Origin of the sequence: Parablautia sp. Marseille-Q6255, from assembly GCF_951230155.1 — a bacterium.
Lineage (GTDB): Bacteria > Bacillota > Clostridia > Lachnospirales > Lachnospiraceae > Choladousia.
On sequence record NZ_CATNVD010000006.1, the window covers coordinates 63,941 to 77,148 of the forward strand.

A 13,208-nucleotide genomic window follows, 5' to 3' on the forward strand; every position below is an offset into this window, starting at 1 on the left:
ACAAAAAGCCGGGCTGACCGGGAATGAGCCCTGCCGGATATGGCCGGACAGGATATGGAGGAGAAAGATGACAAAAGAGCAGCTGGCGCTGGAGACGATCCGGCGTCTGAAAGAAGAATATCCGGATGCAGGCTGTACGCTTGATTATGATGATGCGTGGAAGCTTCTGGTAAGTGTGCGTCTGGCCGCACAGTGTACCGATGCGAGGGTAAATGTTGTCGTAGAAAAGCTGTATGAGAAATTCCCTGATATAGAGGCTCTGGCTGCTGCCAGGCCGGAGGAGATTGAAGAGATCGTAAAGCCGTGCGGGCTGGGGCGCAGCAAGGCGCGGGATATCAGCGCGTGTATGCGCATGCTGAAGGAGGAATACGGCGGAAAGGTACCGGATGATTTTGACGCGCTTTTGAAGCTTCCGGGAGTCGGCCGCAAGAGCGCGAATCTGATCATGGGCGATGTATTCGGGAAGCCGGCGATCGTAACAGATACGCACTGCATCCGGCTTACGAACCGCATCGGTCTGGTAGATGGGATCAAGGATCCCAAACGTGTGGAGATGGCTCTGTGGAAGATCATCCCGCCAAAGGAGGGCAGCGATTTCTGTCACAGGCTGGTCTATCATGGACGTGAGGTCTGCACAGCAAGGACAGCGCCGTACTGTGACCGGTGCTGTCTTGCGGATATCTGCGCAAAAAACGGCGTAGAAAAATAGCAGTATGGCTGCAGCGGTGCAGGTTATGTGTCCTGTTCGGGATCGGAAGCCGCATTTTGAAGACAGAACTGGTACATTTCTTCGTAGGCATCCAGCTCTGCTTCAGAGGAGGGAAGTGCAGGGATCAGCCCTGTGCAGTCTGTGGCAGAGCAGACACTTTTTGAAAAGAAGGAATCAGAAAGGCTGGTTGGATCCGCTTTTTCTGCTTCCTTTTTTCTTTTTGTTCTGGGCTCCTCCGGTGTCGGATGAAAGGCTTGTCTGTCAGTATCTGAATGCATAGATGACACCTCCTGTATAGGATTTTGTTTGTTTTGCAGTGTTAGTATCTGAAGCATTTCTGAAAATATGATGGGAATTTCTGTTTTTTTCAAATAGGTCTTGCAATAAATAACAACTAATGATATGATAAAAGCAACATAAAATATATAGATGAATATTGCTGCACAATAACTGGGGAACATGGGAGAGAAGCCGGTAAAAAGAGGGGATGTACATTGTTCAGTAAGGTAAATTCGGCGGCTCTGCACGGGATAGACAGCAGGATCATATCTGTCGAAGCAGATGTATCAGACGGACTGCCGCAGTTTTCTATGGTTGGATATCTTGCGTCTGAGGTACGTGAGGCGCAGGACCGTGTGAGGATCGCATTAAAAAATTCCGGCTATAAGCTGCTGCCGAAAAAGGTGACGGTCAATCTTTCCCCCGCAGATATCCGAAAATCAGGCTCCTGGTTTGACCTGCCGATCGCGGTGGCAGTGCTGGCTGCATACGGCTGTGTGCCGGGAACGTGTCTGGATGGCGTTTTTCTGGCCGGAGAGCTGGGACTTGACGGGAGTATCCATGCCGTTCGCGGAGTTCTTGGTATGGTGAGGGAGGCGCGGCGAAGCGGATGCAGGATCTGTATTGTTCCATCGGCAAATGCAGGAGAGGCCGCCGCGATCAGCGGGATTACAGTACTTGGAGCCGATCATTTAAAAGCGGTAGCGGATCACTTTACGACACAGCGTCAGCTGGTACAGACACGTACTAATATAGAAGAAATTTTCCGGGAAAAGGGAACCGGGTGTGCGGCGGATTTTGCAGATATTAAAGGGCAGCGGATGGCAAAGCGGGCAGCCCAGATTGCTGCCGCCGGGATGCACAATCTCTTGCTGGGCGGTCCTCCCGGAGCAGGCAAAACGATGATCGCCAGACGGATTCCGGGGATCCTGCCTCCGATGGAGCCGGAAGAGGCTCTGGAGGTTTCTCAGATACACAGTGTGGCAGGTATTCTTCCGGCTGCGGGGATACTGACAGAGCGGCCGTTTCGGATGCCGCATCATACAGCTTCGGCAGTCGCCCTGTCCGGGGGAGGAGCGGTGCCTCGTCCGGGCGAGATCAGCCTGGCGCACCGGGGAGTATTATATCTGGATGAGATCGCAGAATTTCAGCCGGAGGCGCTGGAGATCCTGCGCCAGCCGATGGAGGAGGGCGTGGTGCGCATTTCAAGAAATACAGGGCAGTATGTATTTCCGGCGGATTTTATGCTGGTTGCTTCCCGCAACCCGTGCCGCTGCGGGTATTTTCCTGACCGGACGCGCTGTCGGTGCAGCGAAGGAGAGGTGCTGCGCTATCTTCACCGGATCAGCCGGCCTTTGCTGGATCGGATCGATCTGCATGTCATGGTCCATCCGATGCGCTATGACGAGCTGACGGGCGATGCGAAGGAAGAGCAAACGGCAGCCATACGAAAAAGAGTACTGCGGGCGCATGAGATCCAGTCACGCCGATACAAAGGCAGCAGCTTCCGGTTTAATGCAGATCTGTCTGCGGCTGCTCTTCGGGAGTACTGTCCTCTTCCGCAGGAAGCGCAGGGGCAGTTAAGGCAGATATATGAGCAAAAGCACCTGACCGCCAGAGCGTATCATCGTATGATCCGCGTCGCACGGACGATAGCAGATCTGGAGGAAGCAGAGCACATTGAGATGAAGCATATCAGTGAAGCGCTTTTGTATCGGCCGGCAGAAGCGCTGATGTAGGGAGAAGCGGAGCGCATGCAGGGGGAGGATACAGGGAGCGTATATGGGACAGGATCTGGAGCTGTACTGGGAGTGGCTTTGCAGTATCAGCGGATTGTATCGGACGCAGCAGGAGATACTGCTGCGCTGTTTTGGGAGTGCGCAGGGGGTATACTGTGCTTCACAGGCAGAGCTTTCTCATTTGCAAAAGAGGGGCTGTGCATTTGTAAAAAAGGTACTGGAGTTTCGCGCAGCAGGTTCACCGGAGGAAATCGCGCATAGAAACAGAGAAAAGGGAATACTATTTAGAAGCTGCAGGCACAGAGAATATCCGCAGAAGCTTCTGGAGCTTGAGGACAGACCGTATGGGATTTTTTACCGTGGGCGGCTGCCGGACGGACAGAAAAAAAGTGTTGCGATCGTGGGAGCGAGGCTGTGTACGTATCGGGGAAAGGAGCTGGCGGAGCAGCTTGCAGAAGAGATCGCGCGCGCAGGAGGGGCGGTGGTGAGCGGAGCCGCCTACGGGATCGATGGAGCGGCGCAGTGGGCGGCTCTGGAGGCAGGCGGAGAGAGTTTTGCCGTACTGGGGTGTGGCGTTGACGTCTGTTATCCTGCATCGCACCAGCTTCTTCTGGAGCGTCTGGTGAAGAGCGGCGGCGTTCTTTCAGAGCTTGCGCCGGGAACCAGACCGCTGCGGATGCATTTTCCGGCGCGCAACCGGATCATCAGCGGCCTGTCAGATGTGGTGGCAGTCATCGAGGCGCGTAAAAAAAGCGGTTCGCTGATCACTGCCGGATTTGCCGCGGCGCAGGGGCGTACCGTTTTTTCTGTTCCGGGGCGCCCTCAGGATGAGCTGAGTGAGGGGTGCAATGAATTGATAGCTCAGGGCGCGAATGTACTGTTGTCTGTTGAAACATTTATGGATACGAATTTTTCAGGCTATAAAAAGAAAAGAAATAAATTATCGGAAGATTTTGCACTTGCACCGGCGGAAAAATTAGTGTATAGTAGTCTCGGTTTGCAGTCCAGAAGTCTGTGGGAGCTTGAAGCATGCACCGCATTGTCTCTGGCAGAGCTTGGCGATGCGCTGCTGGCGCTGGAGATGAAGGGACTGGCAAAAGAAACACAGCGAAATTATTATGTGCGTGTATGATTTTCCTTAGAAAATGCAGACACAGCGGCGCTGTTTATGGAGGGAATGGCTATGCCGAAATATCTGGTGATCGTAGAGTCGCCTGCAAAAGTGAAAACAATTAAAAAATTTCTTGGTTCTAATTACGAGGTGCTTGCATCGAACGGACATGTAAGAGATATGCCAAAAAGCCAGCTCGGCTTTGATGTGGAGCATGATTATGAGCCCAAATATATTACGATCCGTGGAAAGGGGGATATTCTTGCCGCGCTGCGCAAAGCAGAAAAGAAGGCGGACAAGGTTTATCTGGCAACTGACCCGGACCGTGAAGGAGAAGCGATCTCCTGGCATCTGGCGGAGGCACTCAAGCTGGATGATAAGAAACGCAGGAGGATCACATTTAATGAGATCACCAAGACTGCCGTCAAGGAATCCTTAAAGCATGAGCGTCCGATCGATATGGATCTGGTGAATGCACAGCAGGCGCGCCGTATGCTGGATAGGATGGTGGGATACAGGATCAGTCCGCTGCTGTGGCAGAAGGTAAAACGGGGACTGAGTGCAGGCCGTGTACAGTCGGTCGCTCTGCGCATCATCGGAGACCGTGAGGATGAGATCAACGCATTTATTCCAAAGGAATACTGGTCGCTTGATGTGAAGCTTCTGGCGCCGGGAGAGAAAAAGCCGCTGACGGCGAAGTTTTATGGCACGGACAAGAAGGAAACGATCGATTCAGAAGCGCGGAAAAACGAGATCGTAGAAGCGATCAGGCAGTCGGAGTTTCTTGTAGACGAGGTGAAAAAAGGAGAGCGTACAAAAAAGGCGCCGTTCCCGTTTACGACAAGTACTCTGCAGCAGGAGGCAGCCAATGCGCTGAATTTTTCCACACAGAAAACCATGCGTCTGGCACAGCAGCTCTATGAAGGAGTAGAGCTTAAAGGGAGCGGGACAGTTGCGCTGATCACGTATCTCCGTACGGATTCCACTCGTGTCTCTGAAGAAGCGGACCAGGCAGCGAGAGAATATATTGACAGTCAGTATGGCAGTGAGTTTGTCGCGGAAAAAAGAACGGCACAGACCAGTGGCAAAAAGATCCAGGATGCACATGAGGCGATCCGGCCGACAGATGTCAGCCGTACTCCGGCAAGTGTAAAGGAATTACTGAGCCGTGATCTGTTTCGGCTTTATCAGCTCATCTGGAAACGTTTTATGGCGAGCCGGATGGCCCCGGCCCGATATGAGACGACATCTGTAAAGATCCAGGCAGGCGGCTACCGCTTCACCGTAGCGGCTTCCAGAGTTGCCTTTGAAGGCTTTCGTACCGTATATACAGAAAGCAGTGAGACAAAAGAGGAAAACAATGTGATCGCCGGGAAAATAGAGCCGGGGATGAAGCTTTCTGAGATGGGGATCGAGGCAGAGCAGCACTTTACGCAGCCGCCGGCTCATTATACGGAGGCTTCTCTTGTGCGGGCGCTGGAGGAGCAGGGCATCGGACGTCCGAGTACGTATGCTCCGACCATCACTACGATCATTGCGCGCCGGTATGTGGCAAAAGAAAATAAAAATCTTTATATGACAGAGCTCGGAGAGGTTGTCAACAATATTATGAAGGAAGCGTTTCCGAGTATTGTGGATGTGAGCTTTACTGCGAATATGGAGTCTTTGCTGGACTCTATTGAGGAAGGAACGATCAGCTGGAAGACTGTTGTGGAAAACTTTTATCCGGATCTCGATGAGGCGGTAAAAGAGGCAGAGAAGAATCTGGAGAAGGTGACGATCGAGGATGAGGTGACAGACGTGGTCTGTGATCTGTGCGGCCGCAATATGGTAGTAAAGTACGGACCTCATGGAAAGTTTCTTGCCTGCCCGGGATTCCCGGACTGCCGCAATACGAAGCCATATCTGGAAAAGATAGGGGTTCCCTGCCCGGTGTGCGGAAAAGATGTTGTGATCCGTAAGACAAAAAAGGGCAGGAGATATTACGGATGCGAGGGAAATCCGGAATGTGAGTTCATGTCCTGGCAGAAGCCTGTAGTGCAGAAGTGCCCGCAGTGCGGCGGCTACATGGTAGAAAAGGGAAATCGTGTCGTATGTGCGGATAAGACCTGCGGATATATCAGTGAGAAATAGAAAGAATAGTTGAAAAAATAAAGAAAAGAGTAAGTTTTCTAATAAATGCCGCCAATAATCATAATATCTGTTGATTTTCTGAAAATTTCATGGTATCATAAAATGAAACGAGAATTAACTGTATAATATGCGAAGGAGGCCTGTGATGAGCGTTCAATTATTGGATAAGACCAGAAAGATTAACCAGTTGTTACATAACAACAATACGAGTAAAGTAGTGTTCAATGATATTTGTGATGTCCTGACCGGCATTTTGAATTCAAACATTCTCGTTATCAGCCGGAAAGGAAAGGTGCTTGGCGTTGGAGTATGCGATGGTGTGGAAGAGATCAAAGAACTGATCGTTGATCGCGTCGGCGGTCATATTGATCCAATGCTGAACGAACGGCTTCTTGGAGTCCTCTCTACGAAAGAAAATGTCAATCTGGAAACGCTTGGATTTGAGGGAGAGAATATCAGAAAATACCAGGCGATCATTAATCCGATCGACATTGCGGGAGAGCGTCTTGGCACTGTGTTTATGTATAAATACGCAGAGCAGTATGATATTGATGATATCATACTCAGTGAATATGGGACGACGGTGGTAGGACTTGAGATGATGCGTTCGGTAAACGAGGAGAATGCCGAAGAAAACCGAAAAGTACAGATTGTAAAATCTGCGATCAGTACACTGTCCTTTTCTGAGATGGAAGCGATCATCCACATTTTTGATGAGCTGGATGGAACAGAAGGGATCCTTGTTGCGAGCAAGATCGCAGACAGAGTCGGCATTACACGCTCTGTGATCGTTAATGCGCTGCGCAAGTTTGAAAGTGCAGGGGTGATCGAATCACGGTCATCGGGGATGAAGGGTACTTACATTAAAGTACTCAATGATGTGGTGTTCGACGAACTGGAAGAGATCAAAAAAACAAGATTATGAAAGCATGAAGCGTAAAAGAGGGAATATTGCAGATGGTATTCCGACGGTATCCAGAATCCGCCGGGAACAGCAGTTTGCAATATTCCCTCTTTTTTTATTTCCGCTGTCGTATCCGTATTCTGCATGTTGTATTTGAGCTGTTCTCCTGCATGCTGCAAGACGGTTTTCTATAGATTTTCTACAAGAAAAAGAAAACATAAGAAAAACAAAGATAAATAAAGAAAATAAAAGGATTAGAGATAAAAACAGGTAATATACAACCAAAATAGAAGTTGCAATATTTACATATTTTAACTAATATAAGGATGTTCGTTAGCACTCGACTTAAATGAGTGCTAATAAAGTGAAGAGGAACTTTCATCTAAGGAGGAATTAAATATGAAATTAGTACCGTTAGGAGACAGAGTTGTATTAAAGCAGTTCGAAGCAGAAGAGACAACGAAATCAGGTATCATCCTGACAAGTAAATCACAGGAGAAGCCGCAGGAAGCGGAAGTGATCGCAGTCGGACCGGGCGGTATGGTTGACGGAAAAGAAGTGACCATGCAGGTTAAGGCAGGCGATAAGGTGATCTATTCAAAATATGCCGGAAATGAAGTAAAGCTTGGCGAGGAAGAGTACATTATCGTAAAACAGAGCGATATTCTTGCAGTTGTGGAGTAAATACAGGAAACGGCAGAAGGACAACAATTCGTATAAATAAAACAGGAGGCTGATTACAATGGCAAAGGAAATCAAATTTGGCGCTGACGCAAGAGCAGCTCTGGAATGTGGAGTAAATAAACTGGCAGATACGGTACGTGTGACATTAGGACCGAAAGGAAGAAACGTAGTTCTTGACAAGCAGTTCGGATCACCGCTTATCACAAATGACGGTGTGACGATCGCAAAGGAGATCGAGCTGGAAGACGCATTTGAGAACATGGGCGCACAGCTCATCAAGGAAGTTGCATCTAAGACAAACGATGTAGCAGGCGACGGTACAACAACAGCAACAGTACTGGCTCAGGCTATGGTAAATGAAGGAATGAAGAACCTGGCAGCAGGCGCAAACCCGATCGTTCTCAGAAAAGGAATGAAGAAGGCAACAGATGCAGCAGTAGAGGCGATCAAGGCAATGAGCCAGAAGGTTACAGGCAAGGAGCAGATCGCAAGAGTAGCAGCTGTTTCTTCCGGTGATGAGAAGGTAGGAGAGCTGGTAGCTGACGCTATGGAGAAGGTTTCCCGTGACGGCGTTATCACGATCGAGGAATCCAAGACAATGCAGACAGAGCTTGACCTTGTAGAAGGTATGCAGTTTGACAGAGGTTATATCTCCGCATATATGGCAACAGATATGGAGAAGATGGAAGCTGTTCTGGATGATCCGTATATCCTGATCACAGACAAGAAGATCAGCAATATCCAGGAGATCCTTCCGCTGCTTGAGCAGATCGTTCAGTCTGGCAAGAAGCTGCTGATCATCGCAGAGGATATCGAGGGTGAGGCACTTACGACACTGATCCTCAACAAGCTGCGTGGTACGTTCCAGGTAGTAGGCGTAAAGGCTCCGGGATATGGCGACAGAAGAAAAGCAATGCTTGAGGATATCGCGATCCTGACAGGCGGACGCGTGATCTCCGAGGAAGTAGGTCTTGAGCTGAAAGAAGCTACACTGGAGATGCTCGGAACAGCAAAATCTGTAAAGGTTCAGAAAGAGAACACGATCATCGTAGACGGTCTTGGTGATAAAGATGCGATCGCTGCAAGAGTTGCTCAGATCAAAGCAGAGATCGAGACAACAAAATCTGAGTTTGACAAAGAGAAGCTTCAGGAGCGTCTTGCAAAACTGGCAGGCGGTGTTGCAGTGATCCGTGTAGGTGCTGCTACAGAGACAGAGATGAAGGAAGCAAAACTGCGTATGGAAGATGCGCTTGCAGCTACAAGAGCAGCAGTAGAGGAAGGAATCATCGCAGGCGGCGGTTCTGCATACATCCATGCTGCAGATAAGGTTGCCAAACTGGCAGATGAGCTGGAGGGCGATGAGAAGACAGGCGTGAAGATCATTCTGAAAGCTCTGGAAGCTCCGCTGTACCACATCGCAGCAAATGCAGGTCTGGAGGGCTCTGTTATCATCAATAAGGTACGTGAGTCTGAGGTTGGCACAGGATTTGACGCATACAAAGAAGAGTATGTAGATATGGTAAAAGCAGGCATCCTTGATCCGGCAAAGGTTACAAGAAGCGCACTGCAGAACGCAACGAGCGTTGCATCCACACTGCTGACAACAGAGTCTGTAGTAGGAAATATCAAAGAAGATGCACCGGCAATGCCGGCAAACCCGGGCATGGGAATGATGTAATCTAAATCTAAATAAAATCTAAAAAGGAGGGTAAACAATAGACGTTTACCCTCTTTTGTGCTACAATATCCGTCGGAATACCTAAAAATATCCGAAAAGGAGAGACAGATGGAAGACGGCACATGGCGGGACAGCGTGAAGAAAGAGCTGAAAAAATTGTCCAAGATGACATGGAAAGAGCGGATCGGCTACGTGTGGGATTATTATAAGGCTCAGATGGCGCTCCTGATAGGGCTGATCCTTTTGATACATATTGGTGTGACCATATTCCAGAATATGCAGATCGAGGAAGTGCTGCAGGCATATCTTGTAAACTGCAATGCAATGGAAGTAGATGCGAAGGAGATGTCGGCAGAGTTTGCGGACTATGTCGGCGGACTGGATAAGCATCAGGTGGCGACAGTAAATACAACGCTTATAGAAGAGGGAAAAGATGCGCCGCAGTCACAGAGCAGTATGGCGGAGCAGATGAAGCTGACTACGCTGATCGGGGCGCAGGCGATAGATGTCGTGGTTCTGGATGAGCTGGCATATGAGACATATCTGGAGGATGGATTCTTGATGGATCTTTCAGGATTACTCACACCGGAGCAAAAGGAGCAGTGGCAGGAACGTCTGGAGGAGGATGCAGGCGGAGCATGCTACGCAGTGGAGGTCACAGACTCACCGGTGCTTGCGAGTCAGAACGCGTATTTTGGAGGAAAGATCTATGCGGCAGTGATGGCTAATTCGGTGAATACAGATATGAGCATTGCGTTTGTGGATTATCTGCTGTGCAGTCAGGAAAAATAAAAAATAAGCATAGAAAAACTCACAGGAGGAAAGAAAATGAGTGATCTGTATCAGGAAATTCTGGTCAAAAAGGAGATGACGCTTGGGAAAAAGCTGCTGAAGGTCGGGATCATAGCACTTCTGGTGCTTTTGGTACTGGCGGCGATGTTTCTGAATCCACTGATCCTTGCGCTGGCGATCGCAGTCGGGTTTGTGGCCTATATGTTTCTGATCCCGCGTCTGGATGTGGAGTATGAGTATCTTTATGTGAACGGGGAACTGGATATTGATGTGATCTATTCCAGACAGAAGCGCAAAAAGGTTGCAAGCTATGATGTGGAGACGCTGGAAGTGATCGCTCCGGCGAAGTCTCATGCGCTGGATTCTTACCGGAGTGAAAAGATAAAGGACTACACATCAGGTAAGAATGAAAAAAATGAATACATTGCGGTCTATAATAAAGATGGAAAGCGCGATGTGATCAAAGTGGAGCTGAATGATGCGATTTTGAATGATATGCGCCGCATGGCTCCGAGAAAAGTAAATCTTATGTAGTCAATTTTTCTGTATAAAATGTGAATCAGCAGTTGACATTGAAAAACGAATTTGTTAGAGTAGTTAATCAAAGCAGCAAGACACGAAAGACCTTATTCAGAAAGAGAGGAAAAAACATGGGAACAATTATTGGCGAAGGAATTACGTTTGATGATGTGCTTTTAGTGCCGGCGTATTCAGAGGTAATCCCGAATCAGGTAGATCTCAGTACGTGGCTGACAAAGAAAATCAAACTGAATATTCCGATGATGAGTGCCGGCATGGATACGGTAACCGAGCATCGGATGGCGATCTCGATGGCGAGACAGGGCGGTATCGGCATTATCCACAAAAATATGTCGATCGAGCAGCAGGCGGAAGAGGTAGACAAGGTAAAGCGTTCCGAGTACGGAGTTATCACAGATCCGTTCTATCTCTCACCGGAGCACACACTGGCGGACGCGAACGATCTGATGAGCAAGTTTCGTATTTCTGGTGTGCCGATCACGGAAAACGGCAGACTGGTCGGTATCATCACGAACCGTGATCTTTTGTTTGAGGAGGATTTTTCCAAAAAGATCAAAGAATCGATGACCTCAGAAGGACTGGTCACGGCAAAGGTAGGCGTGACGCTGGAGGAGGCAAAGAAGATCCTTGCCAAGTCGAGAAAGGAAAAGCTTCCGATCGTAGATGATAACTTTAATCTGAAAGGTCTTATTACAATAAAGGATATCGAGAAGCAGATCAAGTATCCGAATTCTGCAAAGGATGGTAAGGGACGTCTCCTGTGCGGCGCCGCGATCGGTATTACAGCGAATGTGCTGGAACGTGCCGCTGCGCTTGCAGAGGCTCAGGTGGATGTGGTAGTGCTTGACAGTGCGCATGGCCATTCCGCAAACGTGATCAACTGTGTGCGCATGGTAAAGGAAAAATTCCCGGATCTGCAGGTGATCGCAGGAAATGTAGCTACCGGAGAGGCGACAAGAGCGCTGATCGAGGCGGGTGCGGATGCAGTCAAGGTAGGTATCGGGCCGGGCTCGATCTGTACCACACGTGTGGTCGCAGGTATCGGTGTACCGCAGATCACAGCTGTTATGGACTGCTATCAGGTAGCGAATGAATACGGTATCCCGATCATAGCAGATGGCGGCATCAAGTTCTCCGGCGATATGACGAAGGCGATCGCGGCAGGAGCCAACGTCTGCATGATGGGAAGTCTGTTTGCAGGCTGTGATGAGAGTCCGGGAACCTTTGAACTCTTCCAGGGAAGAAAGTACAAGGTGTACCGCGGTATGGGATCGATCGCTGCGATGGAAAACGGCAGCAAGGACCGCTATTTCCAGACAAATGCGAAAAAGCTTGTTCCAGAAGGTGTAGAAGGCCGCGTGGCATATAAGGGAAGCGTAGAAGATGAAGTATTCCAGCTTCTTGGAGGTCTGCGTTCCGGTATGGGTTACTGCGGTACTCCGTCGATCGAGGAGCTGAAGAAGAACGGCAGATTTGTAAAGATTTCAGCTGCTTCACTGAAAGAGTCTCATCCGCATGATATTCATATCACAAAGGAAGCGCCGAATTACAGCGTAGAGCAGTAAGTGTGCGCAGAGTGCTTGGACGGATAGGGCAATAGCCATAGAACCGTAAGACAGAAAATGAGAGATACAGACTGCTGGGTGACGTATACCGGCGCTGTTTGTAAGCATATGACTGAAGGCCTGGACGCTTTTGGGAATGTGCTCCTGGACAGTGCATCGGGATGCGGCGCACAGCAGTTTTTTTCAGGTGAAGATGTCGAATATAGAAGAAATATGTGAAAACCGGAAAAAAGGGGGTGCGTATGGAGAGAAAATGTTGTATACTAAAGCGTAAATGAAATTCAGATTTGGAGTTGTTGTAACGATCATGAGAAACAGGAAGAATCAGATACAAAGGAACAGAGAAAGAGACCGGAAAAACGGCGGGCATATCCGATGGGATCACGTGGCAGTGTGGATCGTGGCGATATTGCTCACTGCGCTTGCGGTATTACTTTTATTTCGTATGATCCCAAAGGAGGATACGGATGTGGATCTTCTGCTTGAGGAAGCAGATGAACTCAGCATCGAGACAGAAGGGCAGACCGAGCCTGTAAATGCAGTACCCAGACCGGATATTGATGAACAGCTGCTTACGATCAATGAATATTCGCGTCCCGGGGAAAAGGTAGACGCGATCGAGAAGGTCGTGATCCACTATCTCGGGAATCCCAGAACAACGGCGCAGGAAAACCATGATTATTTTGAAAGCCTGAAGGATCTGAAAAATACATCCATGAGTGCAAATTTTGTCGTGGGAATAGAGGGAGAGATCATCGAGTGTGTTCCTCCGGGAGAGATCGCATACGCGTCCAATTCCATGAATCATCTTTCCGTATCGATCGAGAACTGCCATCTGGATGAGACCGGGCAGTTTACGGAGGAGACGTATGAGTCCTGTATGAAGCTGACGGCGTATCTTGTAGAAGAATACGGTCTGGAGCGGGAAGATATTATCCGCCATTATGATGTGACAGGAAAAGAATGTCCGCTGTATTATGTGGAGCATGAGGACAAGTGGGAGAAATTCCGGGACGACGTGATGGCGTATGTGGAAGAGTGCCGGGGATCGGCAAAGCAGGCGCAGTGATTTGG

The 13,208-nt window shown here is 49.2% G+C and carries 12 protein-coding genes; 11 read left to right on the plus strand and 1 reads right to left on the minus strand.

What is annotated here, in order from left to right; genetic code table 11:
- The first annotated feature begins 67 nt into the window (after nucleotides 1–67).
- The gene (locus QOX44_RS05840) at nucleotides 68–709 is read left to right on the plus strand and encodes an endonuclease III domain-containing protein (RefSeq protein WP_283682039.1); all 642 of its coding nucleotides are present in this window, start codon (nucleotides 68–70) and stop codon (nucleotides 707–709) included.
- A 23-nt stretch (nucleotides 710–732) separates the two neighbouring features.
- On the opposite strand, the gene QOX44_RS05845 is transcribed toward QOX44_RS05840, so the two are convergent.
- Nucleotides 733–987, minus strand: a complete 255-nt coding sequence (locus QOX44_RS05845; protein ID WP_283682041.1) for a hypothetical protein — start codon at nucleotides 985–987, stop codon at nucleotides 733–735.
- A 216-nt stretch (nucleotides 988–1,203) separates the two neighbouring features.
- On the opposite strand from QOX44_RS05845, the gene QOX44_RS05850 reads away from it, so the two are divergent.
- The 10 genes from QOX44_RS05850 to QOX44_RS05895 all read left to right on the plus strand — a co-directional run bounded on the left by QOX44_RS05850 (nucleotide 1,204) and on the right by QOX44_RS05895 (nucleotide 13,203).
- Nucleotides 1,204–2,727 carry a YifB family Mg chelatase-like AAA ATPase gene (locus QOX44_RS05850; RefSeq protein WP_283682043.1) on the plus strand — a complete coding sequence of 508 codons (1,524 nt, stop codon included), beginning with the start codon at nucleotides 1,204–1,206 and terminating at the stop codon, nucleotides 2,725–2,727.
- A 43-nt stretch (nucleotides 2,728–2,770) separates the two neighbouring features.
- Entirely contained in the window at nucleotides 2,771–3,859 is a 1,089-nt protein-coding gene (dprA, locus tag QOX44_RS05855; RefSeq protein ID WP_283682045.1) for a DNA-processing protein DprA, read from the plus strand.
- A gap of 51 nt (nucleotides 3,860–3,910) precedes the next feature.
- On the plus strand, nucleotides 3,911–5,971 hold the full coding sequence (gene topA / locus QOX44_RS05860; protein ID WP_283682046.1) for a type I DNA topoisomerase: 2,061 nt from the start codon (nucleotides 3,911–3,913) through the stop codon (nucleotides 5,969–5,971).
- A gap of 145 nt (nucleotides 5,972–6,116) precedes the next feature.
- Entirely contained in the window at nucleotides 6,117–6,896 is a 780-nt protein-coding gene (gene codY, locus QOX44_RS05865) for a GTP-sensing pleiotropic transcriptional regulator CodY (RefSeq protein WP_283682061.1), read from the plus strand.
- A 378-nt stretch (nucleotides 6,897–7,274) separates the two neighbouring features.
- The gene (locus QOX44_RS05870; protein ID WP_283682063.1) at nucleotides 7,275–7,559 is read left to right on the plus strand and encodes a co-chaperone GroES; all 285 of its coding nucleotides are present in this window, start codon (nucleotides 7,275–7,277) and stop codon (nucleotides 7,557–7,559) included.
- Nucleotides 7,560–7,617: 58 nt separating this feature from the next.
- Nucleotides 7,618–9,237: a chaperonin GroEL gene (gene groL, locus QOX44_RS05875; protein ID WP_283682065.1), complete on the plus strand. Its 1,620-nt coding sequence runs from the start codon at nucleotides 7,618–7,620 to the stop codon at nucleotides 9,235–9,237.
- A gap of 108 nt (nucleotides 9,238–9,345) precedes the next feature.
- A complete protein-coding gene (locus QOX44_RS05880) occupies nucleotides 9,346–10,029 on the plus strand; it encodes a hypothetical protein (protein WP_283682067.1) in 684 nt (227 codons plus the stop codon).
- A gap of 36 nt (nucleotides 10,030–10,065) precedes the next feature.
- A complete protein-coding gene (locus QOX44_RS05885; RefSeq protein WP_283682068.1) occupies nucleotides 10,066–10,563 on the plus strand; it encodes a DUF6106 family protein in 498 nt (165 codons plus the stop codon).
- Between the two features lie 116 nt (nucleotides 10,564–10,679).
- The gene (guaB, locus tag QOX44_RS05890) at nucleotides 10,680–12,134 is read left to right on the plus strand and encodes an IMP dehydrogenase (protein WP_283682070.1); all 1,455 of its coding nucleotides are present in this window, start codon (nucleotides 10,680–10,682) and stop codon (nucleotides 12,132–12,134) included.
- Between the two features lie 307 nt (nucleotides 12,135–12,441).
- Complete coding sequence (locus QOX44_RS05895) at nucleotides 12,442–13,203, plus strand: peptidoglycan recognition protein family protein (RefSeq protein WP_283682071.1); 762 nt, start codon at nucleotides 12,442–12,444, stop codon at nucleotides 13,201–13,203.
- Nucleotides 13,204–13,208: the final 5 nt, after the last annotated feature.

Coding starts and splice junctions, on each gene's coding strand:
- QOX44_RS05840 (WP_283682039.1), top strand. CDS start 68: ATGACAAAAGAGCAGCTGGCGCTGGAGACGATCCGGCGTCTGAAAGAA.
- QOX44_RS05845 (WP_283682041.1), bottom strand. CDS start 987: ATGCATTCAGATACTGACAGACAAGCCTTTCATCCGACACCGGAGGAG.
- dprA (WP_283682045.1), top strand. CDS start 2,771: ATGGGACAGGATCTGGAGCTGTACTGGGAGTGGCTTTGCAGTATCAGC.
- topA (WP_283682046.1), top strand. CDS start 3,911: ATGCCGAAATATCTGGTGATCGTAGAGTCGCCTGCAAAAGTGAAAACA.
- codY (WP_283682061.1), top strand. CDS start 6,117: ATGAGCGTTCAATTATTGGATAAGACCAGAAAGATTAACCAGTTGTTA.
- QOX44_RS05870 (WP_283682063.1), top strand. CDS start 7,275: ATGAAATTAGTACCGTTAGGAGACAGAGTTGTATTAAAGCAGTTCGAA.
- groL (WP_283682065.1), top strand. CDS start 7,618: ATGGCAAAGGAAATCAAATTTGGCGCTGACGCAAGAGCAGCTCTGGAA.
- QOX44_RS05880 (WP_283682067.1), top strand. CDS start 9,346: ATGGAAGACGGCACATGGCGGGACAGCGTGAAGAAAGAGCTGAAAAAA.
- QOX44_RS05885 (WP_283682068.1), top strand. CDS start 10,066: ATGAGTGATCTGTATCAGGAAATTCTGGTCAAAAAGGAGATGACGCTT.
- guaB (WP_283682070.1), top strand. CDS start 10,680: ATGGGAACAATTATTGGCGAAGGAATTACGTTTGATGATGTGCTTTTA.
- QOX44_RS05895 (WP_283682071.1), top strand. CDS start 12,442: ATGAGAAACAGGAAGAATCAGATACAAAGGAACAGAGAAAGAGACCGG.